30 protein-coding genes are annotated in these 25,241 nt (G+C 71.2%); 6 read left to right on the top strand and 24 right to left on the bottom strand.

Going from position 1 to position 25,241, the window contains the following annotated elements; genetic code table 11:
• Nucleotides 1–30 precede the first annotated feature (30 nt).
• Nucleotides 31–705, bottom strand: a complete 675-nt coding sequence (locus ACQP2F_RS38870; RefSeq protein WP_433296627.1) for a DUF3710 domain-containing protein — start codon at nt 703–705, stop codon at nt 31–33.
• The gene (dut, locus tag ACQP2F_RS38875; protein ID WP_433296629.1) at nt 692–1,174 is read right to left on the bottom strand and encodes a dUTP diphosphatase; all 483 of its coding nucleotides are present in this window, start codon (nt 1,172–1,174) and stop codon (nt 692–694) included. The genes ACQP2F_RS38870 and dut overlap by 14 nt, the downstream gene beginning before the upstream one ends.
• 82 nt (nt 1,175–1,256) lie before the next feature.
• Between dut and ACQP2F_RS38880 the strand changes: the two genes are divergently transcribed.
• On the top strand, nt 1,257–1,748 hold the full coding sequence (locus ACQP2F_RS38880) for a DUF3093 domain-containing protein (protein WP_433296632.1): 492 nt from the start codon (nt 1,257–1,259) through the stop codon (nt 1,746–1,748).
• Here the strand turns inward: ACQP2F_RS38880 and ACQP2F_RS38885 are convergent.
• Nucleotides 1,708–2,562: a hypothetical protein gene (locus tag ACQP2F_RS38885; protein ID WP_433296634.1), complete on the bottom strand. Its 855-nt coding sequence runs from the start codon at nt 2,560–2,562 to the stop codon at nt 1,708–1,710. The two genes, ACQP2F_RS38880 and ACQP2F_RS38885, sit on opposite strands and share 41 nt — an antisense overlap.
• Before the next feature lie 133 nt (nt 2,563–2,695).
• Entirely contained in the window at nt 2,696–2,992 is a 297-nt protein-coding gene (locus tag ACQP2F_RS38890; protein ID WP_433296636.1) for a DUF4193 domain-containing protein, read from the bottom strand.
• 342 nt (nt 2,993–3,334) lie between these two features.
• On the opposite strand from ACQP2F_RS38890, the gene ACQP2F_RS38895 reads away from it, so the two are divergent.
• Nucleotides 3,335–3,883 (top strand): LytR C-terminal domain-containing protein, encoded by a 549-nt coding sequence (locus ACQP2F_RS38895; protein ID WP_433296638.1) that lies wholly within the window; start codon nt 3,335–3,337, stop codon nt 3,881–3,883.
• Here ACQP2F_RS38895 and ACQP2F_RS38900 read toward each other — a convergent pair.
• On the bottom strand, nt 3,880–4,689 hold the full coding sequence (locus ACQP2F_RS38900; RefSeq protein WP_433296641.1) for an inositol monophosphatase family protein: 810 nt from the start codon (nt 4,687–4,689) through the stop codon (nt 3,880–3,882). The two genes, ACQP2F_RS38895 and ACQP2F_RS38900, sit on opposite strands and share 4 nt — an antisense overlap.
• A gap of 231 nt (nt 4,690–4,920) precedes the next feature.
• On the opposite strand from ACQP2F_RS38900, the gene ACQP2F_RS38905 reads away from it, so the two are divergent.
• Together ACQP2F_RS38905 and ACQP2F_RS38910 are read left to right on the top strand one after the other, a co-directional pair.
• Nucleotides 4,921–6,492 (top strand): RNA polymerase sigma factor, encoded by a 1,572-nt coding sequence (locus ACQP2F_RS38905; RefSeq protein WP_433296644.1) that lies wholly within the window; start codon nt 4,921–4,923, stop codon nt 6,490–6,492.
• Between the two features lie 241 nt (nt 6,493–6,733).
• Nucleotides 6,734–6,973: a DUF7455 domain-containing protein gene (locus ACQP2F_RS38910; protein ID WP_026205883.1), complete on the top strand. Its 240-nt coding sequence runs from the start codon at nt 6,734–6,736 to the stop codon at nt 6,971–6,973.
• Nucleotides 6,974–7,028: 55 nt separating this feature from the next.
• Here ACQP2F_RS38910 and ACQP2F_RS38915 read toward each other — a convergent pair whose 3' ends face one another.
• From ACQP2F_RS38915 to ACQP2F_RS38935, 5 genes are all read right to left on the bottom strand, one after another.
• The gene (locus ACQP2F_RS38915) at nt 7,029–7,271 is read right to left on the bottom strand and encodes a helix-turn-helix transcriptional regulator (protein WP_433296646.1); all 243 of its coding nucleotides are present in this window, start codon (nt 7,269–7,271) and stop codon (nt 7,029–7,031) included.
• Nucleotides 7,271–7,762 (bottom strand): hypothetical protein, encoded by a 492-nt coding sequence (locus tag ACQP2F_RS38920; protein WP_433296648.1) that lies wholly within the window; start codon nt 7,760–7,762, stop codon nt 7,271–7,273. Before ACQP2F_RS38920 ends, ACQP2F_RS38915 begins: the two co-directional genes overlap by 1 nt.
• A 117-nt stretch (nt 7,763–7,879) precedes the next feature.
• Nucleotides 7,880–9,610 (bottom strand): DEAD/DEAH box helicase, encoded by a 1,731-nt coding sequence (locus tag ACQP2F_RS38925; protein ID WP_433307761.1) that lies wholly within the window; start codon nt 9,608–9,610, stop codon nt 7,880–7,882.
• Nucleotides 9,611–9,654: 44 nt separating this feature from the next.
• On the bottom strand, nt 9,655–10,296 hold the full coding sequence (locus tag ACQP2F_RS38930) for a trimeric intracellular cation channel family protein (protein ID WP_433307763.1): 642 nt from the start codon (nt 10,294–10,296) through the stop codon (nt 9,655–9,657).
• A complete protein-coding gene (locus ACQP2F_RS38935) occupies nt 10,263–10,487 on the bottom strand; it encodes a DUF3039 domain-containing protein (protein ID WP_433307765.1) in 225 nt (74 codons plus the stop codon). The genes ACQP2F_RS38930 and ACQP2F_RS38935 overlap by 34 nt, the downstream gene beginning before the upstream one ends.
• A 137-nt stretch (nt 10,488–10,624) precedes the next feature.
• Here ACQP2F_RS38935 and ACQP2F_RS38940 point away from each other — a divergent pair, with 137 nt between their 5' ends.
• Both ACQP2F_RS38940 and ACQP2F_RS38945 read left to right on the top strand, forming a co-directional pair.
• Nucleotides 10,625–11,569, top strand: coding sequence for a pseudouridine-5'-phosphate glycosidase (locus tag ACQP2F_RS38940; RefSeq protein ID WP_433296650.1), 945 nt, complete (start codon nt 10,625–10,627; stop codon nt 11,567–11,569).
• 20 nt (nt 11,570–11,589) lie between these two features.
• The gene (locus tag ACQP2F_RS38945) at nt 11,590–12,486 is read left to right on the top strand and encodes a carbohydrate kinase family protein (RefSeq protein WP_433296653.1); all 897 of its coding nucleotides are present in this window, start codon (nt 11,590–11,592) and stop codon (nt 12,484–12,486) included.
• Here ACQP2F_RS38945 and ACQP2F_RS38950 read toward each other — a convergent pair.
• From ACQP2F_RS38950 to ACQP2F_RS39015, 14 genes are all read right to left on the bottom strand, one after another.
• A complete protein-coding gene (locus ACQP2F_RS38950) occupies nt 12,483–12,911 on the bottom strand; it encodes a DUF3099 domain-containing protein (protein ID WP_433296655.1) in 429 nt (142 codons plus the stop codon). The two genes, ACQP2F_RS38945 and ACQP2F_RS38950, sit on opposite strands and share 4 nt — an antisense overlap.
• 44 nt (nt 12,912–12,955) lie before the next feature.
• A complete protein-coding gene (locus ACQP2F_RS38955) occupies nt 12,956–13,486 on the bottom strand; it encodes a GAF domain-containing protein (protein WP_433296657.1) in 531 nt (176 codons plus the stop codon).
• Nucleotides 13,483–13,755, bottom strand: coding sequence for a hypothetical protein (locus ACQP2F_RS38960; RefSeq protein WP_433296659.1), 273 nt, complete (start codon nt 13,753–13,755; stop codon nt 13,483–13,485). Before ACQP2F_RS38960 ends, ACQP2F_RS38955 begins: the two co-directional genes overlap by 4 nt.
• A 13-nt stretch (nt 13,756–13,768) precedes the next feature.
• Entirely contained in the window at nt 13,769–14,818 is a 1,050-nt protein-coding gene (locus ACQP2F_RS38965; RefSeq protein WP_433296661.1) for a methyl-accepting chemotaxis protein, read from the bottom strand.
• Between the two features lie 27 nt (nt 14,819–14,845).
• Nucleotides 14,846–15,217, bottom strand: a complete 372-nt coding sequence (locus tag ACQP2F_RS38970) for a response regulator (protein ID WP_433296663.1) — start codon at nt 15,215–15,217, stop codon at nt 14,846–14,848.
• The gene (locus tag ACQP2F_RS38975) at nt 15,214–15,489 is read right to left on the bottom strand and encodes a hypothetical protein (RefSeq protein ID WP_433296665.1); all 276 of its coding nucleotides are present in this window, start codon (nt 15,487–15,489) and stop codon (nt 15,214–15,216) included. Before ACQP2F_RS38975 ends, ACQP2F_RS38970 begins: the two co-directional genes overlap by 4 nt.
• Entirely contained in the window at nt 15,470–17,839 is a 2,370-nt protein-coding gene (locus ACQP2F_RS38980; RefSeq protein WP_433296667.1) for a chemotaxis protein CheA, read from the bottom strand. Before ACQP2F_RS38980 ends, ACQP2F_RS38975 begins: the two co-directional genes overlap by 20 nt.
• Entirely contained in the window at nt 17,836–18,228 is a 393-nt protein-coding gene (locus tag ACQP2F_RS38985; RefSeq protein ID WP_433296670.1) for a response regulator, read from the bottom strand. The genes ACQP2F_RS38980 and ACQP2F_RS38985 overlap by 4 nt, the downstream gene beginning before the upstream one ends.
• Entirely contained in the window at nt 18,228–19,094 is an 867-nt protein-coding gene (locus ACQP2F_RS38990) for a CheR family methyltransferase (RefSeq protein WP_433296673.1), read from the bottom strand. Before ACQP2F_RS38990 ends, ACQP2F_RS38985 begins: the two co-directional genes overlap by 1 nt.
• Nucleotides 19,091–19,693, bottom strand: a complete 603-nt coding sequence (locus ACQP2F_RS38995; RefSeq protein WP_433296675.1) for a HEAT repeat domain-containing protein — start codon at nt 19,691–19,693, stop codon at nt 19,091–19,093. The genes ACQP2F_RS38990 and ACQP2F_RS38995 overlap by 4 nt, the downstream gene beginning before the upstream one ends.
• A 13-nt stretch (nt 19,694–19,706) precedes the next feature.
• The gene (gene cheB, locus ACQP2F_RS39000; RefSeq protein ID WP_433296677.1) at nt 19,707–20,738 is read right to left on the bottom strand and encodes a chemotaxis-specific protein-glutamate methyltransferase CheB; all 1,032 of its coding nucleotides are present in this window, start codon (nt 20,736–20,738) and stop codon (nt 19,707–19,709) included.
• Nucleotide 20,739: 1 nt separating this feature from the next.
• Entirely contained in the window at nt 20,740–22,326 is a 1,587-nt protein-coding gene (locus ACQP2F_RS39005; RefSeq protein WP_433296679.1) for a chemotaxis protein CheW, read from the bottom strand.
• 10 nt (nt 22,327–22,336) lie between these two features.
• Nucleotides 22,337–24,277 carry a methyl-accepting chemotaxis protein gene (locus ACQP2F_RS39010; RefSeq protein WP_433296681.1) on the bottom strand — a complete coding sequence of 647 codons (1,941 nt, stop codon included), beginning with the start codon at nt 24,275–24,277 and terminating at the stop codon, nt 22,337–22,339.
• A gap of 240 nt (nt 24,278–24,517) precedes the next feature.
• Nucleotides 24,518–25,087: an HhH-GPD-type base excision DNA repair protein gene (locus ACQP2F_RS39015; RefSeq protein ID WP_433296683.1), complete on the bottom strand. Its 570-nt coding sequence runs from the start codon at nt 25,085–25,087 to the stop codon at nt 24,518–24,520.
• Between the last annotated feature and the right edge of the window lie 154 nt (nt 25,088–25,241).

A 25,241-nucleotide genomic window follows, 5' to 3' on the forward strand; every position in this document is an offset into this window, starting at 1 on the left:
CATCCACGGTACGCCGCCGGGGCCCGTGAATCACGCCTGCCGGCCGTTCGCGCCCTGCTCCTGCTGAGCGGCCGCGGCCTGCTCGGTCATCTCCTTGGGCAGGCGCAGCGGAAGCGCCTCACGGACCGGCCGGGCCTCCTGGTCGCGGATCACCACGAGGCCGGACAGCACCTCGCCGAGCGCGCCCTCGCGACCCCGGTCGGCGGCCGCCGCGCCCTGGTAGAGCGCCCGCACCATCCAGCGCGGCCCGTCGACGCCGACGAACCGGACGTCGGCCGGGCCCTCGGGGGTGTTCACCCGGGCGGTGAGCTCGACGCCGTACGGCCCCGGCACCTCGCGCGGCGCCACGCCGTCGGCCTTCATCGCCGCGGCGATCTCGGCCCGGACCTCGTCCCAGATGCCCTCCGACCGCGGCGCCGCGAAGACGCCGAGCTGGAGCGCGCTGTCGCCGTCGACGAGCACGATCTGCTCGACCGCGCCGTCCGGGTTGGCCTGGACGCGTACCTCGACGCCCTCGATCGCGGGGATCAGCAGGCTGCCGAGGTCGAGCCGCTGCACGCCCTCGGGCGCCCACCGCTGGTCCCAGGGGCCGCGCTCGGGCGCCACCGGTTCGTCGTCGGCCGCGAGGCTCTGCGCCAGCGCCGCGGACGGCGGCGCGTCGGTCGCACGCACATGCTTCGGGCCGCCGCGCTTACGGGAGAACATCACTGCCACCTTCCGTGATCAAGGACTGATGCCCACCGGTCGACCCGGTGCCGCCGGCACCGCGCGCGGTGTCGTCGAGGGTGTCGACCACGTGGAACACGGCCCGCTCGACCCGCTGGACCACCAGCTGGGCGATGCGGTCGCCACGAGAGATCTTGACGGTCTTCTCCCGGTCGTGGTTGACCAGAATGACCAGAACTTCGCCGCGGTAGCCGGCGTCGACCGTACCGGGCGCGTTGAGCACGGTCACACCCAGCCGGGCGGCCAGCCCCGAGCGCGGGTGGACGAGGCCGACGTAGCCCTCCGGGATCGCCACCGCGATGCCGGTGCGCACCGCCCGGCGACCGCCCGGTGCAAGCTCGGCCTCCTCGGCGGCGACCAGGTCGGCGCCGGCGTCACCGGGATGGGCGTAGCCCGGCAGCGGCAGGTCGGGGTCCAGCCGGCGAACGGGGATCACTACTTCGGTCAAGGCTGAGTTCCTTCTCCAGGGGGCGCACTCACCCTGCCATCCTGCCGTGCCCGGCCCCGGAGGCGCGCCGTACCCTTCCAGGGTGACACCGCAGTCGCCCGCGCGCAGCACCGCACCCGCCGTCTACACCGAGCGGCTCGGGCTTTCGCCGTGGGCGTGGCCGGCCGCGCTGGCCGTCGTGCTGATCGTCGGGTTCGAGGTGCTGCTCGGCTTCGACCGCATGCCGGCCTGGATCCCGTTCGCGGTTCTGGTGCCGCTCACCGTGGCCGGGCTGATCTGGTTCGGCCGCATCCGGGTGACCGTCACCGCCGACGAGCTGCTGGTGGACGACGCGCGCCTGCCGCTCGCGGTGATCTCCGACGTGGTCGCGCTCGACGCGGCCGGCAAGCGCGAGGCCCTCGGCGTCGGCGCCCACCCGCTCGCCTTCGTCATCCAGCGGCCCTGGATCGGCCCGGCGGTGCAGGTGCTGCTCGACGACCCGGCCGACCCGACGCCGTTCTGGGTGGTCTCGACCCGGCGGCCGGTCGAGCTGGCTACCGCTCTGCTGGCGGCAAAGCGGGACGGTTCTTCTTGAGGTCCTTGCGGACGTGGTCGCCGAGCATGCGGGTGGCCCGGCGGTTCAGGTAGCCGGCGACCGCCGCCCCGGTGAGCAGCGGGCCCAGCGTGCTCAGGCTCCGGCCGAAGCGGCGCAGCAGGCTTCGCTGCAGGTCACGGCGGGCGGCCGTGCCGAGCACGGTGGCCACGCCGACCCCGGGCAGCAGCGGGTTGATGCCGCGCTGCTGCGACCAGGACTGCAGCAGCACGAGCGCGCGCTCGCCGGCGGCGCCCTCCAGCGGCCGGCCGTAGGCCTCGTGCAGCTCGCCCAGCAGCTTCAGCTCGATCGCCACGACCGCGACCGTCTCGGCGGCCAGCAGCACCGGCGCGGAGAGCAGCGTGGGCGTGGCGACCCACTCGACGGCGGCCACGCCGCCGCCGACCGCGCCGATCCCCGCGGTCGCCCGCGCGGCGTTGCGGATCAGGCGCTCGGCCAGGTCGTCGTCGTCCAGGCCCGGGAAGTGGCGCTGCAGGGTCGCCCGGTCGCGGACCGGTACGTGCGGCGCCACGTCGGTGACCACGTCGGCCATCCAGCGCAGCGCGGCCTTGGGCCGGAACAGCTGACCCAGCCCGCGCCGGCGGATGTCGCCGACGAGCCGGCCGAGCAGCTCGCGCCGGTTCGCCGGCTCGAGATCGTCGGCGGTCAGCGCCGCGACGGTCTTGCCCAGGTCGGCGTCGACGTCCTTGCCCGGGTCGGCGTCCTTGCCCGGGTCGGCGTCAGCGGCGGGCGTGGCGGCGCCCGTCTCCGCGCCCGTCTCCGCGCCCGGCGAGACATCCGGCGAAGGGTGGCTCATGAAGGTCCTCCCGTCGTGCGTGGCATCTGTTCTCCCAGATGCCCGATCGTGTCCCCGGTCCAAACCAGGGAACGCCCGCACGCCCGACCGCCTGCCCACGGCCGGGTGGTGGCGCGCTGCGCGCGAGCCGCCGTCAGGCGCACTCGCGGCAGATCAGCTCCCCGTTCCGCTCCACGGCCAGCTGGCTGCGGTGGTGAACCAGGAAGCATCGGGCACAGCGGAACTCGTCGGACTGCATGGGCAGCACCTTGACGGTCAGCTCCTCGTCGGCCAGGTCGGCGCCGGGAAGCTCGAAGCTCTCCGCCACCTCGACCTCGTCGACGTCCACTGAGCCCGACTGCGAGTCGGCGCGACGGGCCTTGAGCTCCTCGAGGCTGTCCTCGCCGAGGTCGACCTCATCGCGACGCGGGGCGTCGTAGTCGGTGGCCATCGGATTTCACTCTCCTGTATCGATGAGTCACTTGGCGTTAGTAACGCCGGTGACGAGGTTTCGGTTCCCGCTTCCGCCGGACGATTTCTGACACTCTTGCGTACCGGAAGAAACTGCCCCGGCGAGCGCGGAACCTTACCGTCGTCGCGGCATCGTTGTACGCGTACAGGCGGCCCATTGTTCCCGATGTGACCGAGGCGACATCAAAGTAGGGGCACCAGGCTCTGGATCATCGTCGGCGCGCCGGAAGGATTCCCTGTTTCCGCATGCCTGGCGCGTAGACGCTAACCTCTCGACAGGTCCCGCCCGCCACCCGGGCACACCCGATCTGGAGCCAGCCCCATGAGCTTTGCCCGCGTCCGAGCGCTCGTCGTCGTCGGCGTGCTTGCCGTGGCCGCGGTGGTCTTCGTCATCACCGCCCTCGTCAAGGACTCCCAGGGCGGCGTGACGAACGGTCAGGACTGCCCGGCGGGCGCGCCCCTGGCCGACGTGACCCTCCCCGACGATCCGGCCGAGGTCACGATCAAGGTGCTCAACGGCACCGACAGGGCCGGGCTGGCCGAGAGCGTGACCAACGAGTTCAAGAACCGCCGCTTCACCGTCCAGAAGCCGGCCGAGAGCAAGACCAAGTACAAGGGCGTCGCCGAGATCCGGTTCGGGCCGGACGCGGTCGGCCGGGCCCAGCTGCTCCGGGCGTACTTCCTGGCCCAGTCGAAGATGGAGTACAGCGCCAAGCGCAAGGGCGCGGTCATCGACATCGTGATCGGCAACGAGTTCCGTCAGCTGGCCACCACCACCGAGGTCAACCAGTCGCTGGTCGAGGTGGGCGAGCCGACGCTGCCGCCGGGCGCCTGCGTCAAGCCGGTCAAGAAGAAGGACGAGGACTCCTAGGCGCCGCCGCCGGCGTCCAGCTCGACCAGGGCGTCGTGCAGGGGGCCGAAGAGCGCCGGCGGGGCGGCCACGACCATGCCGAGCCCGGGCGCGGCGCCCTCGAGGCCGCCGACGACCGCGCCGGCCTCGGTGGCGACCAGACCGCCGGCCGCGTGGTCCCAGGGATTGAGACCCTTCTCGTAGTACGCGTCGAGCACGCCCTCGCCGACCGAGCACAGGTCGAGCGCCGCCGCGCCGATCCGCCGGATGTCACGCACCCGGGTGATCAACTGGGCCAGCACGGCGCCCTGGTGCTCGCGGCGCTTGGCGTCATAGCCGAAACCGGTGCCGACCAGTGACTGGGACAGGTCGGTGCGGCCGGAGCAGCGCAGCCGCCGGCCGGCCCGCCACGCGCCGCCGCCGCGGGTCGCCGTCCACTCGTCGCCGGTGGCCGCGTTGATCACCACGCCGGCGAGCACCACGCCGTCCACCTCGGCCGCCAGCGAGACCGCGTACGCCGGAATCCCGTACAGGTAGTTCACCGTGCCGTCGATGGGGTCGAGGATCCAGCGCACCGCCCCGGGCGTGGGGGCCGACTCGCCGTACTCCTCGCCCAGCACGCCGTCCTCCGGCCGCACGGACCGCAGCGCCTCCACGACCTGCCGCTCCACCGCCCGGTCCGCGGCCGTCACCACGTCGGTGAGCGTGCTCTTGGTCTCGACGTCGGTGATCGCCTCGGCCCGCATCCGCCGCGCCGTCGCCGCCGCCTCGCGGGCCACCGGCAACGCGATCGCCAGCAGCTCCCCGGCCGCCCGAAACTCACTCACTTGTCTGCCCTTTCCGCCGTTACCATTCTCCCGCCACGCCTTCCCGGCGAGGTCGGCGACCCCCTGCGGCGTGCTGCGGCGGGAGGATCTCGCTGGACGGCGCTACAATTCACGCCTACCCACCGCTTCGCGAACGCAAGAGAGCGTCCCGGGGGTCCCCACACCAACACCGGCCAGCCTCTTCGCCGTGCGCTGTCGCCTCACAACCTCATCGCCTTCGGAAGGTCATTCGTGACAGAAGCCCACCAGAACGGTGCCGACGTTCGTTCCCTCACCGAGGCCCTGATCGCCCATGCGCAGGGCGCCGGCGGGCAGCTCACGTCGGCGGAGGTTGCTCGCACGCTCGAGTCCGCCGAGGTGAGTCCTCCCCAGGCCAAGAAGATTCTTCGCGGACTCGTCGACGCCGGCATCACGGTCGTCGTCGACGGCTCGGCCAGCACCCGCCGCAAGGTCGCCGCCGCGCGGGCCGCGACCCCGGCCTCGAAGGCCACGACCGCCAAGGCCGCCCCGGCCTCCAAGAAGGCCGCACCCCCGAAGCAGGCCGCCGCCGTGGCGCCGGCCGCCGAGAGCCCGGCCGACGACAAGGCCGCCCCGGCCAAGAAGGCGGTCGCGGCGAAGAAGGCCGCTCCGGTCAAGGGCGCCGTTCCCGCCAAGAAGGCGTCGCCCGCCAAGGCCGCCGGCGAGGAGGGCCCCGAGGACGCCGAGGAGATCGACCCCGAGGAGCTGGCCGCCGAGATCGAGGACGTGGTGGTCGAGGAGCCGGCCGCCATGGTCGAGGCCGCCGCCACCGACGCGGCGAGCTCGGCCACCGACGGCGACTTCGAGTGGGACGACGAGGAGTCCGAGGCCCTCAAGCAGGCCCGTCGCGACGCCGAGCTGACCGCCTCGGCCGACTCCGTCCGGGCCTACCTCAAGCAGATCGGCAAGGTCCCCCTGCTGAACGCCGAGCAGGAGGTCGAGCTGGCCAAGCGCATCGAGGCCGGGCTCTACGCGGCCGAGCGCCTGCGCGCCTGCGAGGAGGGCGAGGAGAAGCTCGAGCGGACGATGGAGCGCGACCTGCGCTGGATCGGCCGCGACGGCGAGCGCGCCAAGAACCACCTGCTCGAGGCGAACCTGCGGCTCGTGGTCTCGCTGGCCAAGCGCTACACCGGCCGCGGCATGGCGTTCCTGGACCTGATCCAGGAGGGCAACCTGGGTCTGATCCGCGCGGTGGAGAAGTTCGACTACACCAAGGGCTACAAGTTCTCCACGTACGCGACCTGGTGGATCCGCCAGGCGATCACCCGCGCGATGGCCGACCAGGCCCGCACCATCCGCATCCCGGTGCACATGGTCGAGGTGATCAACAAGCTCGGCCGCATCCAGCGCGAGCTGCTCCAGGACCTGGGCCGCGAGCCCACCCCGGAGGAGCTGGCCAAGGAGATGGACATCACCCCGGAGAAGGTGCTGGAGATCCAGCAGTACGCCCGGGAGCCGATCTCGCTCGACCAGACGATCGGCGACGAGGGCGACAGCCAGCTGGGTGACTTCATCGAGGACTCCGAGGCGGTCGTCGCGGTCGACGCGGTCTCGTTCTCGCTCCTGCAGGACCAGCTCCAGCAGGTGCTCCAGACCCTCTCCGAGCGGGAGGCCGGCGTGGTCCGGCTGCGCTTCGGCCTGACCGACGGCCAGCCGCGCACGCTGGACGAGATCGGCCAGGTCTACGGGGTCACCCGCGAGCGCATCCGGCAGATCGAGTCGAAGACGATGTCGAAGCTGCGTCACCCGTCCCGGTCGCAGGTTCTCCGGGACTATCTCGACTAGATCGTTTGGTCAACACAACGTGTCTGTTTGGTCACCACCCGTACATCAACGGGTGGTGATCAGACCGTTGTGCAGAAGTGATCGTTGACGTGGCACCCTTGGACCACGGCACACTAGCCCCAACACGTGTGACTCGGGTCCCTCCGGGGCACAGTGGGAAGGCTGCAACGGTGCAGGGTGTTGCACGATGTGAGCAGTAGCCGAGGAACATGTTCATCGGTTCGAACAGAGGAGGAAGGCGATGACCCCGACTCTCACGCCGCCGGCGGGTAGTGTGGCCGGCACCGCAGCCGATGAACGGTGCGACCGCTGCAATGCAGCCGGAAAGCTCCGTTTGACCCTGGCTGGTGGCGGTGAGCTGGTGTTCTGCGGACACCACGCCAACCGGTACGCCGAGGACCTGGTGAAGATCGCGGTTCAGTACGCGGCCGACCCGGAGTTCACCTGGCGTGGCGCGGACATGATGTCTAACTCCAACTAGATCCCCCGGTACCGAACGTAACGAAAGGGACGCCCTGGTGTGGGGGCGTCCCTTTTCACGTCGGCGATCCCCACAACTTCTCGACGGTCACCCCGAGGGCTCGGGCGATCTTGATGGCCAGGTACACCGACGGGGCGTAGTCCCCGGTCTCCATCGCGATGATGGTCTGCCGGCTCACCTGGACCGTCGCCGACAGCCCCTGCTGGGTGAGGCCGGCCTCCTTGCGCGCTAACCGGATGCGTGCGCCGGCCGCCCCGTCGGCCTCCGCCGCGCGGACCGGGCCCGACGGCGGGGCCATCAGTCCTCGTCCTCGGCCAGCGCCTCCCGGCGACGGCGGCGCCGCCCCTCGACGGTCTTGGCCACGGCGCCGCCGACCCCGCCGAGGACGCCCCCGACCATCGCGCCCTTCCAGGCGTCGCCCTCGGGCTCGTAGGCGTAGAGGGCGCCGATCAGGAACACCACGAACGGCGCGGTGCCCAGCACCGTCAGCAGCACCCGCTTGGCGTGCCAGGAGCGCGGCGTGGTGTCGACCCGCCGGCGCTGCACGTAGACCGTGCAGAGCACCATCGGGCCGAGCAGGACGGCCAGGACCACGGCGAGCGGCACGACCGCCGGCCGGCCCAGCGGCCACACCATGATCGCCGCGGCCCAGGGCACCAGCACCCACTGAAGCGAGGCGGCGGTGGCAATCCCCTCGTACCACCGGTAGCGCTCCCGCTCGTCGCCGTAGAGGTCACCGTCGAGGTCGAGATTCCACCGCACCACGCGGTCGAGCACCGAAGTCGTCATGCGTCCATCATTGTGTTAAGTCCTCTTGACGTCAAGTGCACTTAACATCACCGGTGGCCCCGCCGGAATCGCGGCTCCGCAACGGCCGGCCCTCGGGCGGTCGGGCGGCGGCGGGGCTCACATCGTCTGGATGGTCGCGATCCGCTCCTCGAGCTGCTCGATCGTGGCCTGGGCACTGGGCGGGCCGCCGCAGAGGCGGCGCAGCTCGGCGTGGATCTTGCCGTGCGGCAGGTTGGTGCGGTGGTGATGGGCCGCCACCAGGGTGTTGAGCTGGCGGCGCAGGCTGTTGCGCCGCTCCCCCGCGCTCATCGGCGCCGGCGCCGGGTCGCGCTGGGCCGGCACCGGCTCGGCCACCTTCTGCCGCTTCTGGGCGGCGATCTGGTCGGCCTGGCGCTTGGTGAGCAGCATCGATACCTGGTCGGGGGTGAGCAGGCCGGGCAGGCCGAGGTATTCGGCCTCCTCGGCGCTGCCGGTCATCGCCCCGGTGCCGAACGACGTGCCGTCGTAGATGACCTGGTCGAGCTCGGCCGTGGCGGAGAGCGCCTCGAACTGCTTCTCCAGGTCGCCGGAGGCGTCCTCCTCGCGCTGGGCCCGCTCGAGCAGGTCGTCGTCGAGACCGTCCTTCTGCTTGGGCGCGCCGAGGATGTGGTCGCGCTGCGCCTCCATCTCGGCGGCCAGCCCGAGCAGGTGCGGCACGCTGGGCAGGAAGACGGTGGCGGTCTCGCCCTCGCGCCGGGCCCGCACGAAGCGGCCGATCGCCTGGGCGAAGTAGAGCGGGGTGGAGGCGCTCGTCGCGTAGACGCCGACGGCCAGCCGCGGGATGTCGACGCCCTCGGAGACCATCCGCACGGCGACCAGCCAGCGCTGCTCGGAGGCGGCGAACGACGCGATGCGGCCGGAGGCGCCCTCGTCGTCGGAGAGCACGACCACGGCCGGCTCGCCGGTCAGCTCGTGGATCAGTTTCGCGTACGCCCGGGCGGTCTGCTGGTCACTGGCGATGATCAGCCCACCGGCGTCGGGCATGCCGTGCTCGCGCAGCTTGGTCAGCCGGGCGTCGGCGGCCCGCAGCACCTGGGGCATCCAGTCGCCGCGGTGGTCGAGGGCGGTGCGCCAGGCCTGCGCGACCAGGTCCTTGGTCATCGGCTCGCCGAGCCGGGCCGCGAGCTCGTCGCCGGCGTTGGTGCGCCAGCGGGTCTCGCCCGAGTACGCCATGAACAGCACGGGCCGCACGACCCGGTCGCGAAGCGCGTCCGCGTAGCCGTAGATGGAGTCCGCCTTCGACCGCTGGAGGCCGTCCTCGCCGCGCTCGTAGAGCACGAAGGGGATCGGGTTCTCGTCCGAGCGGAACGGGGTGCCGGTGAGCATCAGCCGCCGGGTGGCCTCCTCGAAGGCGGACTTGACGCCGTCGCCCCAGGTGCGCGAGTCACCGGCGTGGTGGATCTCGTCGAGGATGACGAACGTGCTGCGGGTCATCGTCCGCCGCCGGTGCAGGGCCGGGGCCATGCCGACCTGGGCATAGGTCAGAACCGCGCCGTGGAAGTCACGCGACGAGTGCACGTCGGAGTTGCGGAAGGCGTGGTCGAGCTGGATGCCGACCCGGGCCGCCGCCTGCGCCCACTGGGTCTTGAGGTGCTCGGTCGGGCAGACCACGGTGACCGCCTCGACGGTGCCGTCGTTCAGCAGCTCGGCCGCGATCCGCAGCGCGAAGGTGGTCTTGCCGGCGCCCGGCGTCGCCACCGCCATGAAGTCCTCGGAGCGCCGCCGCAGGTACTCCACCAGCGCTTTTCGTTGCCAGGCCCGCAGCGGCGGGAAGCTCTCCAGATCCGGCAGAGGCGGGCTCACGAACATCCCTTCGGTTCCGGACAAGAAACGCCAGCATAGCTATTGGCGGCTCACGGCACGGCGATCGGCGCGGACCAGCGCCGATAGAGAGCGAGGAGCCGCACACCGGTGATGAGCACGGCCGCGACCACCGTCGGGATCGGACCGGCCAGTCCCCAGGCGTACAGAACAGTGACGAGAATCGCGCCGCCGAGCGCCGCCACCGCGTAGATGTCACGCTGGAGCACGACCGGGATCTCGGCGGTCAGCAGGTCGCGGGCGAGGCCGCCGCCGATCGCGGTGAGCATGCCGATGAGGCACGCGCCGACCGGCGGGACGTTCGCGTCCAGGGCCTTGAGCGTGCCGGTGACAGTGAACAGGCCGAGGCCGGCCGCGTCCAGCAGCAGCACCGTCCGGCGCAGCCGGGAGAGCTGAGGATGCAGCCGGAACACGGCCATCGACGCCAGCACGGCGGTCACCGGGTAGCGCCAGTCGGCGAACGCCAGCGGAGGCACCGCGCCGATCACCAGGTCGCGCAGGATGCCCCCGCCCAGCGCGGCCACGAAGCCGACGAACGCGACGCCGAACAGGTCGAGTCGCTTGGCGATCGCGGCCGACGCCCCCGAGGCGGCGAAGACCGCGACGCCGATCAGATCGCCGACGAGCAGGCCATAGCCACTCAGTGGGCCATCGCCTCGTAGATCTCCTTGCACTGCGGGCACACGGGCGAGCCCGGCTTCGGCGTCTTGGTCACCGGGAACTTCTCGCCGCAGAGCGCCACGACGAAGGTCCCCATGACCGCGCTCTCCGCAATCTTCTCTTTGCGGACGTAATGGAACATCTCCGGACCGGTGTCGGCGTCCTTGGTTTCCGGCCGCTCCAGAATCTGGGTGCTCACGACAATCTGCCCTTCATGATTCGAGTCAAACCGCCGGCGCCCCCAGCGCGGCGGGAGTTCGAAGCTCCAGCCAGCAAGTCTGACACCTCACGCCGGAGCGGTCCAACGTCGGCCGAACGGCCTGGCACCGTACGGTAGCTCTCGTGACTGACTTCGCGATTCGATACGGCGAGCACGTGACCCGTGCGCGCCGGGACGGCCGACCGGTGGTCGCGCTGGAGAGCACGATCATCTCGCATGGTCTGCCGCACCCGGACAACCTGCGGGTGGCGCGCGAGATCGAGCAGACCGTCCGCGACAACGGCGCGGTGCCGGCCACGATCGGCATGATCGGCGGCGAGCTGGTGGTCGGGCTCGACGACGCCCAGGTCGAGCACCTGGCGCTGGCCGAGGGAGTGGCCAAGCTCAGCGTGCGCGACCTGGCGGTGGCGGCGGCCCGCCGGGCGGACGGCGCCACCACGGTCGCGGCGACCAGCGCGGTCGCGGCGGCGGCCGAGATCGGCGTCTTCGCCACCGGCGGGCTCGGCGGCGTGCACCGCGAGGCGAGCGTGACCTTCGACGAGTCGGCCGACCTGGTGACGCTGGCCCGGACGCCGATCGTGGTGGTCTGCGCCGGAGTCAAGTCGATCCTCGACGTCGGGGCCACGCTCGAGCGCCTCGAGACGCTCGGCGTCGCGGTGGCCGGCTACCGCACCAAGCGTTTTCCGGGCTTCTTCATCACCGACGGCGGCTTCGACATCGACTGGGAGCTCGACTCGCCCGAGCAGGTGGCCGACGTGATCCGGGCCCGGGCCGACCAGGCCGTCGGGGCGGGCGCGCTGATCCTGGCCAACCCGCTGCCCACCGACGAGCAGCTCGACCCGGCGCTGCACGACCGCACCCTCGCCGAGGGCCTGGAGCTGCTGGCCCGCGATCACATCACCGGCAAGGCGGTCACCCCGTTCCTGCTCTCGCACTTCCACGAGAGCACCGAGGGGCAGAGCCTGGCGGTGAACGTGCGGATCATCCTGCGCAACGCCGCGCTGGCCGCGCGGATCGCGGTGGCGAGCACCTCGACGCCCGCGCCGCTGGGCTTCTCCGCGGCGTGACGGGAGGCGGGGCCGAAGGCGTGACGGACGGCGGGGTTGTCGTCGTCGGGGACCTGGTCACCGACGTGCTGGTGGCGCACGACGGCCCGATCCAGATCGGCTCGGACACCGCCGCCGCGATCACCGTGCGCGGCGGCGGCCAGGCCGCCAACACGGCGGCCTGGCTGGCCCGGGCCGGCCGCCGGGTGACGCTGGTGGCCGCCGTCGGCGACGACCCGGCCGGCCGGGAACGGGTGGCCGAGCTGAGCGCGGCCGGCGTGCACTGCGCGGTGCGGGCGCACGCCGGGGCGGTGACCGGAAGCGTGGTGGTGCTGGCCGGCCCCGAGGAGCGCACGATGGTCACCGACCGGGGCGCGTCGTTGCTGCTCGACCCGGCCGACGTGGTCGCCGCGCTGCGCCGGGCGGACGCCACCCACCTGCATCTTTCCGGCTATCCGTTGCTGCACGAGGGCTCCCGGCCGGCCGGTCTCGCGGCTCTGGCGGCCGCTTCCGAGCGGGGACTCACGACGAGCGTCGACGCGGCCTCGGCGGCGCCGTTGCGGTCGGTGGGTGCGACCGCTTTCCTGGCCTGGGTACGCGGCGCCGACCTGCTGCTGTGCAACGCGGACGAGGCGGCCGTGCTGGCCGGTCCGGGCGAGGCGGCCGAGCAGGCGGGGCGGCTGACCGCGCACGTGCGGAACGCCGTGGTCAAGCGAGGTGCGGCCGGATCCGTCTGGGCCGGCTCGGACGGCCGTCGGTGGCACGGGACGGCCTCGCGCGTACCGGTGAAGGATCCGACCGGTGCGGGTGACGCCTTCGCCGCCGGCCTGCTCGCCGCCTGGTGTTCCGGCCTCGGGCCGGAGGAAGCGCTCGCGGCCGGCGCCGCGCTCGGAGCGGAAGCGGTCGCCCAGATCGGCGCCCGGCCGCGCGGGAACTAACGCTCGCGATCCCGCTCGGGAGCCACCCAGCGATCGCCCTCGACCACCTCGGAGTCGATGGTCAGGTATTCCACCTCTTCGACGGAATGCTGGGCCAGCGACGGCTGCGCCTTCTGCCGGGCGGCGGCGTCGGCGGCCCGCTCGGCCTTGCTCCGCGCCGGCCGGTCGTTGGCGATGAGCACGGCCATCCACGGCAGCACGACCACGCCGATCGCGCACAGGATCAGCCACAGGCCCAGCAGCGGCGGTCGCACGCTGGCCAGGATCGCGCCGACGATCAGGCAGAAGACGCGCAGGCCCATCATGACGCCGTAGCGGATCTGCCGGCTGTGGAACTGCTCGTCCTGGCTGCGGGCCGCGTCGGTGATCAGGACCGGCCGCTCCGGCTGCTTCTTCACGGTGGGGTACTCCGATCGACCCCCCATACTTGCACCGCCGGACCCGTGATGCCCAGCAAAGATGTCCCGGGTCAGTCGCCGGCCGCCCGCTCCTCGATCCGCTCGACCGCCTCGGCCGCCCGTTCCTGCAGCCAGAGCAGCTCCTCCGGGCCGAACCGGCGCGGCTTCACATCGAGGACGCAGAGGCCGCCGAGCACGTGACCGGCGTGTGAGATGAGCGGCGCGCCCGCGTACGAGCGGAGGCCGACGACCGTGACCAGTGGGCTGTCCCGGAACAATGGGTCGGCGGCGAAGTCGGCCACGGCGTGCGGCGCCCGGGTGGTCATCATCGGCAGGCAGAACGCCCACTCCATCGGGGTGCCGCCGGACTCGAGGAGCCACTCCGGCCGCTCGCCGTGTTCGGCGATGAAGATCTGTGCCGTGTTCAGCAGCACGTCGACCAAGGCGAACGGGGCGTCCAGCCGGACCGCGACCTCGTCGACGATGTCGCGTAGGTACGGCCGCTCGGCCTCCCGATCGAGGCCGAGGCGGGCCACGTCGGCCAGCCGGGGCACCGCGCGGGCCGGCCGCTGGAGGTCGTCCAGGGTGAGCCCGGTCGTCATGACGACACCGATCGGCTCAGCGCTTCGTAAGTGATCACGCGGACCTTGGTCGACCGGCCGGCCACCCGCATCATGTCGCCCACGGCCATCATGTGCTCGGCCATCCGGCGCAGGTCGGCGGTGTTCTCCAGCGGACGGTTCAGTCCGAGCTCACGAGCACCCAGGTCCCACATGCCCTCGGCGACCCGCGGGCCGACGAGCTCGCCCAGCGCGCGCAGCGCCTCGTCCTCGGTCGGGCGTTCCTGCCCGTACTGATTGCCCGGCGTCATCTGATTCCCCCGCTCAGAACAGTTCGATGATGGGCGCGGCGTCCGCCTCGGCCTGTCCTCCAGTGCTCGCGGCATGCGTGGAGCGCTGCCGTCCCATGACGTGGCGTGCCCGCAGATCGTCCACTCGAATCATCCGCTCTTTCACCGCGTCGGAGGCGAGAATGCCCTCGGCGTAGGCGGCCACGTCCTCGTTCTGCCGGCGAACGTCCGCCACCGCCTCGGCCACGTGTTCGAGCATCTGCCGGCTGATGTCCTGGAACTGAACGTGACCGACCGCGCCGGTGGTTTCCGTGGAGAGCGCGGCCGAGCTGGCCTCGACCTGCTCGGCGGCCCGGATCGTGTCCTGCAGGATGCCGGAGACCATCTCCGACATCTCGCGCTGGGCGTTGGCGATGCCGGAGAGCCGCCGGGTCATCGCCGTCTCGGCGCCGGCCGTCTCGAGCGAGCTGTCGTCCCGGTCGAACGTGCTGTCGTCGGAGAGCACCCGGTCGAGCCGGCTGGTCAGGTCGGCGATGCTGCTGCCGATGCCGGTGGCCGCCGTGCGGGACCGGTCGGCCAGTTTGCGTACCTCGTCGGCCACCACCGCGAAGCCCTCGCCCGCGTCGCCCGCCCGGACCGCCTCGATCATCGCGTTGAGGGCGAGGATGTTGGTGGCCCGGCTGACGTCCTCGATCTGCTTCACGTACTCCTTGAGGCCGCGCATCTCCTCGACCAGCCGGTGAATCTGTTCGTCGCGGTACAGGAAGTACCGGATGAGGCGATCCACCAGCTGGTCGTTCGCGCCGGTCACGTTGGCCAGCTCGGTCTCGGTGCGGCTCAGGGTCGACGCCAGCTGGGCGACGTCGCCGGCCATCACGTCGGCCAGCGAGTCGACCTTGAGAAGCTGCTGGACGATCGACTCGGCGGCCTCCCCGGTCTGCTCGATGACGTCCTTGATGTGCGCTTCCATGACGTCGCAGAACTCGGGCACCGGACCCAGCGCCTCGGCCACCAGCTCCCCACTCACCGGCGACCGCTCGTCGGTGAGGTGGGGTGCGTCCGATCGGCGGAGCAGACCGGCCATGCGTACCTCCAGCTGACTCTTGGGGCGTCAGGCGCCGGGGAGAACCTGCTTGATCACACCGAGGAGCTGGTCGGGGGCCACCGGCTTGACCAGCCAGCCGGTGGCGCCGGCGGTCTTGGCCTCGTTGCGCTTGGTCTGCTCCGACTCCGTGGTCAGCATGAGCATCGGGGTGAACCGCATGCCGGGGGCCTTGCGGGCCTCGCGGACGAAGGTGATCCCGTCCATCTGCGGCATGTTCACGTCGCTGATGATCAGGTTGGGCTTCACGCCCTTGGTCAGCTTGTCCAGGGCCTCCTTGCCGTGCCCCGCGGTCTCCACGGAGTAACCGGCCTTGGTCAGGATGGACTTGAGGCTCATGAGCATGGTGGCGGAGTCGTCGACGAGCATCACGGTGGTCATGGCGGTTCGCTTTCTGGTCGGTTAGGCACGCCGTTGCCCCCTGCGAGCAGCGGCAGCACCTGACCGGCGAGGAAAACGTCGGACGGTGCCGCTGTTACCTTCGGCCGGAACCGCAACATGGCCTGGAATGCGCCGGTATGCAGATGGTTGCATCTGCGCAGGTTGACCCGGGGCTTCGCGGTGGTCCGCAGCCAGCCGGCCAGCTGCTCCACCTCGTCGACCGTGACGACGTCGGTGAGCGTGGCGGTGGTGTCACCCAACTCGAGCGGCAAGGCCCAGCACCTCCTTCATGTTGAGCACGAGCAGCACCAGCCCGTCGCCGAGCAGGGCGGTGCCGGAGAACTCGTCGGCGTACGCGAGCAGTCCTTCCATCGGCTTGAGGATCACGTCGACCTCGCGGTGGAACTGCTCGACCAGCAGGCCGACCCGCTGGCCGTTCAGGCTGACGATCAAGATCGCCCGGTCCTTGCCCTCGTCCGGGGTCCACGGCATCTCCAGGGCCCGGGCCAGGTCGACCACCGGGACCACCTCGCCGCGCAGCACGACCACGTCCTGGTGCAGCACCCGGCTCATCTCGTCGGCCGGCACGCGTACGGTCTCGACGACGAGGTCGACCGGGATGCCGAAGCGCTGACCGGCGACGCTGACCACCATCACCTGGGTGACCGCCATCGACAGCGGCAGCCGCAGCCGGGTCGAGGTGCCGCTGCCGAACTGAGAGCGCATGGTCACCGAGCCGCCGAGCTTCTCGACGCTGGCCCGCACGGCGTCCATCCCGACGCCGCGGCCGGATAGGTCGGACAATTGCTCGGCGGTCGAGAAGCCGGGCCGGAAGACCAGGTCGACGGCGTCAGCGTCACTCATCGACTCCAACTCGTCCTCGGTGATCAGGCCTTTCTCGTACGCCTTCCGCTTCACCCGCTCGGGATCGACTCCCCGGCCGTCGTCCGAGATCTCGACGATCACCGCGTCGCCGTCGGCCACCGCGGCCAGCGTGATCTTCGCCGTCGGCGGCTTGCCGGTGGCGAGCCGCTCGTCGGCCGTCTCCACGCCGTGGTCGAGGCTGTTGCGCATCAGGTGCACCAGCGGGTCGGCGAGCGCCTCGATGACGTCCTTGTCCGCCATCGTGTCCTCGCCCTCCATGACCAGCTCGATGTTCTTGCCGAGCCGCCGGCTGAGGTCGCGCACCAGGCGGGGGAAGCGGGAGAAGGCCACCGAGAGCGGCAACATCCGGATGTCCATGACCGCCGCCTGCAGCTCCTCGGCGATCCGGTGCATACCCGAGTACTGGTCCTTGATGCGGCGCGCCAGGGCCCGGTTCCCGAACTCCTCCTCGGCCGACTGGGCCAGGAAGGTGAGGCCGTTCTTGGCCACGTTGAGCTCGCCGACCAGCTCCATCAGGTGGTCGACCTTCTCCTGGTCGACCTTGAGGATCTTGCTGCCGACCTGGCCGCCGGGATCGTCGGCACGGCCCCGGTCCACCGGCGTCTCGGCGACCGGCACGGCCGGCGCGGCGGGCGGCGGCGCGGTGGCCTCGTCCGGCGGCGGGGTGTCGCCGAGCAGCCGGGTCGCGGTCGCGGTGAGCGTCACGACCTCGGGCTCGGTGATCTCGACCGGATCGCCAAGCGCGTGCGCGGCCGACGTGATCGCGTGGGCGATCGAGAGCAGGTGCGCCTCGCCGGTCGGGTTGATCGCCAGGCAGCGGAGGGCGGCGGTGAGGATCGCCCGGGCGTCGGCGACCAGCTCGGGATCCTCGGCGGTGCCCTCTCCCGGGGTCTCGCGGGCCGCCGCCGGCACCGGCGCGGCCGCCTCGGCGGGCTCCCCGTTCACGTAGCGGTGCAGGGTGTCACCGTCGAGGTCGACGACCTCGATCTGGTCGCTGACGTAGCGGAAGAGGTACGCGATCTCGCCCGCCCCGGCGCGGGTGGCCACGACGAAGGCCAGCAGGCAGGCGTACTCGTCATACTCCTCGGGGGCCGGCCACTCGGCCGGCTCGACCACGCCCATCTTCTCCAGCGCCGGCAGTTGCCGGATCAGGTGCAGCGGGTCCTCGGCCCGGAAGAAGCAGCCCGAGTCCGGGGTGTAGCGCACGAACCGCATGCTCGACGACGTGGTGCGCAGCCAGGTCGCGGTCTCCGCCAGCCAGTCGGCGTCGAAGTCCTCGAGCCAGACGGGCGCGGCGTCACGCTGGGCCGGGGCGGCGGCCGCCACCTCGGTCGCCGCGGCGCCGGACGCCTCGCCGCCGATCGGGGCGCGCAGCCGGGTGATCAGCGTGGCCGCGTCGGCGCCGGCGGTCGCGGGCAGGGCCTCGTGCGTGGTCACGTGGGCCAGCCAGCCGCGGATCAGGTCGAACGCGGCGAGCAGGTCGTCGGTCATCCCCGAGTCCAGCGCCAGCGCTCCGCCGCGTACCTGGTCGAGAAGGTCTTCGGCGGCGTGCGTGAGCTTGGTCAGCTCCGGGAAGTCGAACAGGCCGGACGAGCCCTTGAACGTGTGAGCGGCCCGGAACACCTCGTTGACCAGCTCCGGGTCGCCGGGCGTGCGCTCGAGCTGCAGGAGGCCCTCGTCGACCTGGGTGAGCAGGTCGGCGGCCTCGGCGAGGAACTGCGCGAGCAGCGGGTTCATGCCGCCACGCTCCGTCCGGCGGTGAGCATCCGGGCGATCCGGGCCAGCCGATCGGCGCTGATCGGCTTGACCACGTAGAGGTTCGCCCCCGCCGCGTACGCCCGGTCCGCATCGCCCGGCCGGTCCTCGGTGCTGATCATGACCACCGGCGCCGCCGTGCCGACCGTCTCCGACCGCAACGTCTCCACGCAGGCGTACCCGTTCATCTTCGGCATGTTCACGTCCACCACGAAGAGGTCGAAGGGAGTGCCGAGGGCCGCCTCGACCGCCTCCAGTCCGTTCGCCGCCTCGGCCACCTGGAAGCCGGCGTCGGTCAGCAGTTTGGTGTGGTAGAGACGCACCGTCGCGGCGTCGTCCACCACGAGCACCCTCGGCTCGGTCTCGGTCATCACTTGGCTCCGGTCGGTCGTTGGTAGACGATGCCCTCCGGCAGGCGGCTCGGCGTGAAGATCGGGGAGATCCGGCTCATCGACTCGGAGTGCCCGAGGAAGAGGAAGCCGCCCGGCCGCATCGCGCCGTACAGGTTCTCGGCCGCCCGCCGGCTGGACAGCTCGTCGAAGTAGATGAGCACGTTGCGGCAGAAGACCACGTCGAAGTCGCGGAATGCCCGCATGGCCGCGGTGTCGGTCACGTTCACCTGGTGCAGCGTGACCGCGTCGCGGATGCCCTCGTCGAGCTGATACCGGCCGGCCCCGACCGAGGTGAAGTACTTGTTCACCCACGGCTTCGGCACCCGCGCCAGCGACCGGTCGCCGTAGCTGGCGTGCCGGGCCCGGGCCAGCACCTCGCTGTCGATGTCGGCGCCGTGGATCTCGACGTCCACGGTGTCGATGTGCGGCCACTCCTCCAGCAGCCGGAGCGCGATCGAGTACGGCTCCTCGCCCGTCGAGCACGGCAGCGAGAGGATCTTGATCGGGCCGACGATCCGCCCGAGACCGCCGCGCGCGGCCAGCACGTCCGGCAGCACCTTGGACAGCAGGGCGTCGAACTGGTAGTCCTCCCGCAGGAAGTACGTCTCGTTGACGGTGAGCTGGTTGATCAGCTCCTGCAGCAGGTCGGACCGGTCGCTCAGCCGCAGCGCCGCGAACCACGACGTGAACGTGTCGAAGCCGGCGGCGCGGATGCAGGCGTCGATCCGCTTGTCGACGAAGTAGCGCTTGGTCGCGGTGAACTGGATGCCGGTCCGCTTGTAGAAGTACTCGCGGAACTTCTCGAAGTCGGCCTCGGTGAGCCCGGTCCCGACGGCTGAGGTCATCGCAGGGCCGCCTCGACCGTGAAGCGCAGGAACGGGTCGTTCGGGAACCGGCGCACCGCCCGCTCCAGCAGCTCGGTGTGCTCCGGGCCGATCGACGGGAGCAGCGCGTCGATCGCGGACGCCACCACGTTCGGGTGGGTGTCGTCCCGGATCATCTCGGCCAGCCAGGTCAGCGACGCGGGGTGGGGCAGGTCGGCCAGAACCATCGCGGTCATTACCCGTACGTCGTGATCGGGGTCCTGGATGAGGCGGGGGATGATGGCCGGGGTCGAGACCGGCATGGTCGCCAGCGCCTCGGCCACGGCCGTGCGGAGGCCGGCCTCGTCGGTGGCCAGGTGCACGGCGAGACCCGCGGCGACCTCGTCGGTGTCGTGCGCGGCCAGCGTCGTGAGGATCGCGTCGCGTACGGCCGCCTCCTCCTCCTGCGCGACCCGGTCGAGCAGCGGGCCCACCGCCTCGGCCACGCCGTCCAGGCCGAGCGCCGCCTCACGCCGCCGGTCCGGGTCCGGGTCGTCGAGCTGTGCCAGAAGGTCTGCGGTCGACGGTTGTTCCTGCTCCAGTTCCTCCGGCTCGGGCGTCTTCTTGCGGACGAGTCCCATGTGCTCGCTCCTCTCAGCGAACCCAGTCGGCCACGCGGGCGGCGATCTCGTAGGACGGCAGCACCACCTCGGCGCCACCTCGCCGGGCCAGCTCGCCCGGCATGCCCCAGACCACGGCGGTCTCCTCGGACTCCGCGATCGTGCGACCGCCCGCGGCGCGGACCTCTGCCATTTCGGTGGCGCCGTCGTCGCCCATGCCGGTCAGCAGCACGCAGACCAGCCGGGACGGATCGCAGTACCGCCGGGCCGAGCCGACCAGCCGGTCGACGCTCGGATGCCAGCGGTACTCGGACCCGGCCGGCACCGACTTGACGATCAGCCCGTCGGTCCGGCGGGCGATCACCACGTCGGCGCTGCCCTTGCCCAGATAGATGTTTCCCTTGTGGATCGTGGTGATGCGGTCGACCTCCTGCACCCGCAGCTGGCAGATCTCGTCGAGCCGGCGGGCCAGGGCGGCCGTGAAGGAGGCCGGGATGTGCTGGGCGACCACGACGGGTGCGCTCAACGTCGCCGGTAGCTGGGGCAATATCTCGGTGAGCAGTTGGGGACCGCCGGTCGACGATCCGATGATGACGAGATCGGTCTTGCCGGCTCTTCGCTCGGTCTTGATCGGGGCGATCGGCGGCATCATCCTCCGCGGCCGCCGCATCTTGGCCGCGGCCGCGGATCGCACCTTCTCCACCAGCTCGCCGGAGACCTCGTCGATGTTGAGCGAGACCGTTCCGCCCGGCTTGGCCACGTAGTCGACCGCGCCGAGCTCCAGCGCCTCCAGGGTGACCAGCGCGTTCTTCTCGGTCAGGGAGGAGACCATGACCACCGGGGTCGGCCGGTGCTCCATGATCTTGGAGAGGCAGGTGAGGCCGTCCATCTCCGGCATGTTGACGTCGAGCGTGACCACATCGGGCCGGACGCGATCGAGCTGTTCGAGGGCGTCCGTCCCGTTGCGGGCGGTCTCCACCCGGAAATCGCCCGCCTCGGCCAGGATCCCCTTGATCGCCCGGCGCATCAGCGCCGAGTCGTCGACGACGAGGACTGAAGTGGGCATCTCAGACGGTGGCCAGGGCTTCCTCGACCTTTGCGGCGCACTCGTCGCCCAGGACCTCCTCGAGCGCGGCGGCCTGGTCGGCGGCGAGCAGCTGGTTGACCTGCACCAGGAGCAGCATCCGCTTCTGGTCCGGGAGGTTCGCCACCCGCGATACGACGCGCGCCTGCTCGGCCGACAGCTCCGGGGCCGGTTCGAGCACATTCCGGCCGACCCGGGCCACCTCGGCCACCGAGTCGACGATGAACCCGGTGCGCACGCCTCCGATGATCAGAACGACGATCCGCTGCCGCTCGTCCCGCTCGCTCTTCTCCAGGCCCAGGCGGGTGCGGAGATCGACGACGGGGAGGACGGTCCCGCGCAGATTGACGAGACCTTCCACGAAGTCGTACGACTTGGGCACGCGAATGAGCGCGTCGGGCACCCGGATGATCTCCTGCACGGCATCGACGTCGACCGCGTACTCCTCCTCGTCGAGGCGGAACACCACGAACAACTCCTCGTCGCCGCGGCCGTCGTCGGCGCGCTGGTCCTCGGTCATCTCCGCGGTCTCCTTCCCACCTTGATGCTCGGCGAGCTCGTTGCGAACCTCGGGCGAGTCGAACATCCGGTTCACGCTCAGCACCGACACCAGGCGCTTGCCGTCCTCGAGCCGGACCACCGACTCGACCTCGCTCTTACGTCCGCCACCCTCGCCGGCCATGAAGTTCGGCAGGGGCGCGACCAGCTCGTGCGGGACGCGCAGCACCTCGCGGACGGTGTCCATCACGACCCCGACCACGCCGCCGCCTCCTTCGCCGTCGTTCAGCGAGACGACGACGATCCGGTTCTGCGGCGCGAGCTCGGTCACCGGCAGGCCGAAGACCCGGCGCATGCTCACCACCGGCAGCAGCCGGCCGCGCAGGTCGATCACGCCGAGCACGCGGCTGCCCGCGTTCGGGACGTGGCTGACCGATTCGGGGGCCTGCACGATCTCCTGAACCTGGTCGATCGGCAGCGCGTACTCCTGGCCCTCGACCGCGAAGCTGACCAGCTCGAGCGTGTCGTCGCTCTCGGCCTCTTCCGCAGCGCCGGGCTCCTCCAGCCGCGGCCCGGACCCGGTGTCGCTCTTCACGGCGCCCACGGCCAGCCGGTCGAACTGGCTGCCGACCAGCCGATCGACGTCGAGCACCGTGGTCATCTCGCCGCCACCCGACTTGATCACGCCGACCAGCACGTCGGAGTGGACCGTGGACTGCACCGAGTCGGCCGCCTCCATGTCGGCCGGGTCGATGCTGATCACGCTGGAGACCCGGTCGACCACGAAGCCGAGCGGCACGCCGCCGTCCACGATGATCACTCGGGTGGTCTCGTCGTGCTCGGTCGTCCGCATGTCACAGCACGCCCGCAGGCTCACCACCGGCAGCACCCGGCCGCGCAGGTTGGCCAGGCCCTCGAGACTCGACGGCCCGAGCGGCACCTTCACCACGGCCGGCATCCGGATGATCTCCTGGACGCGGCTCATCGGGAACGCGTACCGCTCGCCCGCCATGTCGAACGTGACGTAGTCGGCGTTGTCGTCCTCGACCGTCTGATCCTCATCGACGCTCATCCGCGCCTCCTCAGGCCGCGTTCTGGAGCTCGTCGGCCAGCGCCGCGATCTCCTCGACGGCCGCCGCCAGGTCCTCGGCGCCCTGCGCCTGCTCCTTGGCCGCGGTCGAGGCCTGCCCGGCGAGCTGCTCGGCCTCGTTGGCGGCCGTGGAGATCTGCTCGAGGCCGGTCTTGACCTCGCCGAGAACGGACGCGATCTGCTGTGCCGACTCGCGTACCTCCTCGTTGCCGGCCCGGACCTGCTGCATGTCGCGCTCGATCTCCTCGAGCCGGGCCGTGGTCGCCTTGGCCGCCTCGACCTCGGCCAGCGCCTGCCGGCTGGTCTCCTCGAGGTCGGCACGCACCTCGACGATCCGGTCCTGCACGGCCTTGACCAGGTCCTTGATCCGATCGGCGTTGTCCGCCGAGTCGCGGGCCAGGTTGCGGATGTCGGTGGAGACGACGGCGAAGCCCTTGCCGAACTCGCCGGCCCGGGCCGACTCGACCGAGCCGTTGACGGCCAGCATGTTGGTCTGGATCGAGACGTTGGCGATGGCGTCGACGATCTTGTCGATCCGGCGCGAGATCTGCTCGAGCTCGGTGACCTTGCGGACGCTCTCGATGCCGTCCCGTGCCGCCTGGCCGATCGCCTCGATCATCGAGTCGACCGAGTCCTTGTTGGTGGCCAGCAGACCCAGGATCACGTCGGCCCGCTCGACCGCGGCGCCGCCCCGGTTCTCGGACAGCTGAGCGCCCTGCTCGATCCGGTTGACCAGCCCGGCCGTCTCCTGTCCCTTCTCGGCCGCCGTCCGCGCCCCCGTGTTGATCTCGTTGATGGCCGTGTTGATCTGGTTGGCCGCCCGGTTGATCTCCTCGACCGCGGCCGACAGCTCCTCGGCCGCGCTCGCCACGTCCTCGGCGCTCTTCGCGATGTCGGTGCTGGTGCGCAGGGTGTCGGAGATCTCGGCCAGTGCTTCGGCTGCTTGCTCGCTCTGCCGCAGCGCCTGGGTCTGCTGACCGACCGTCTGCAGGGACTCCTCGCAGGCGGCGGATTGCTGCTCGGCCGCCGCGGCGATCTCCTCGGACCGGGTCTTGGCCGTGGCGGTGGCGCTCTTGGCCTCGTCGGCGGCCTTGGCCATCTCCTGGGCGCCCGCCATGATCGTGCCCATGTCGGCCCGGATGGTCTCGAGCTGCTCGGTGATCGTCTTGCCCTTCTCGACCTCACCGCGGGCGGTGTCGGCCGAGCCCTGCACGCCGGAGGCGATCTCGGTAACGCTGGCGCGCACCTCGTCGATCAGGTCGCGGATCTGCCGGGCGCTGCGTTCGCTGGTCTCCGCCAGCGTGCGCACCTCGTCGGCGACGACGGCGAAGCCCTTGCCGTGCTGGCGGGCACGGGCGGCCTCGATGGCGGCGTTGAGGGCGAGCAGGTTCGTCTGGTCGGCGATGTGCGCGACCGTCTTGACGATCTCGCCGATCTCGTCCGCCTGCTTCTCCAGCTCGGTGATGGTGACGACCGACGCGGCCTGACGGCTGGAGGCGCTGTCGACGTTGGCGAGCAGGTTGTAGATCCCGCCCCGCGTCTCGTTCAGCAGGTTCTGCAGTGCCTGGCTCAGCTCGGCGACCTGGCGGGTGGTCTGCTCCTGGCGGCCGACGCGCTCCTCGACCTGGTTCATCGCGGCCAGGCTCTGCTGGGTCGCGCCCGAGGCCTCCTCGGCGCCGGCCGAGATCTGCTGCATCGACTCGGCGAGTTGCCGGGACGCCTCGGCGGCCTCGGCGTTCTGCGCGGAAATCTCGGCGGTGGCCGAGGCGATCCGCTCGGCGGCCTGCTGCTGCTTGGCGACGCTGCGCGCCTGTTTGCGGGTGGCTTCGTTGTCCCCGCCGCGCGGCGGGCGGGTCGAGACCGCGGTCGACGTGGGCCGCACCGACCGGACGGTCTCGGCGCGCCCGTTCGAGGTGCTCGTGGTCAAGGGCATGGAGTGGGCTCCCATCTCGTGCGACACGGGTAGGGGAACGCGCGCGCCATCCATGGCCCTTGATCGTTACTCTGTGCTTCCCCCGCCTACTCGGAAAATCCTGGCATCGGCGGCCGACCTGGCGAGCCGATATGCACCCACTTGAATCGATTGGCGCCGTCATCGAACGCATCGGGTTGTACGGAATCCGAAGGCGTGGACGGCCGCCCTCCGAGGCCTTGTCCGGAATGCGAAGTCCGGTCAGCCCGCCTTGGCGGCCGCCTTCATCTCCTTCTTGAAGGCGCGCACCTTGCCGAGCGACTCGGCGTCGACGATGTCCGCCACCGACTTGAAAGACCCGACTTCCCCGTACGCCCCGGCAGCCTCACGCCATCCGGCGGGCTCGACGCCATACTGCTTGCCGAGCAGGGCCACGAAGATCTGCGACTTCTGCTTCCCGAACCCCGGCAGCGACGCGACCCGCTTGAGCAGCTCCTTGCCGTCCGCGGCGCCGTTCCAGAGGTTGGCCGCCTCCCCGTCGTACTCCTCCACGAGCGCCCGGCACACTTCCTGCACCCGAGCGGCCATCGCCTTCGGAAACCGATGCAGAGCCGGCGGCGTCGCAAAGATCGTCACCAGCGCCTCCGGATCGAACTCCGCCAGCTCCACCGCAGTCGGCGCGTGCCCAAGCCGTTGCGCCAACACATAGGGCGAGCTGAACGCCTTCTCGAGCGGAATCTGCTGATCAAGCACCATGCCGACAAGCAGCGCCAGCGGATCGGTGGACAGCAACTTGTTGGCCTCGGGGTCGATCGGCAGGGAGAGCGTCATGGCCCTATCTTGCCGTCCGCCCTGCTCGCGACACCAGGTGCGGTGGTTTCGTCGCCCCTTCTGTTCTTCCTTCCCGCTTCCTCACCTCCTTCCCGCTTCCTCAACCGTCGCCGCTTCCCTCGCCACCTCCCCGCTTCCTCGCCCGGGCGCCGCG

The sequence above is a fragment of the Actinoplanes sp. CA-030573 genome (genome assembly GCF_050951115.1).
GTDB lineage: Bacteria > Actinomycetota > Actinomycetes > Mycobacteriales > Micromonosporaceae > Actinoplanes.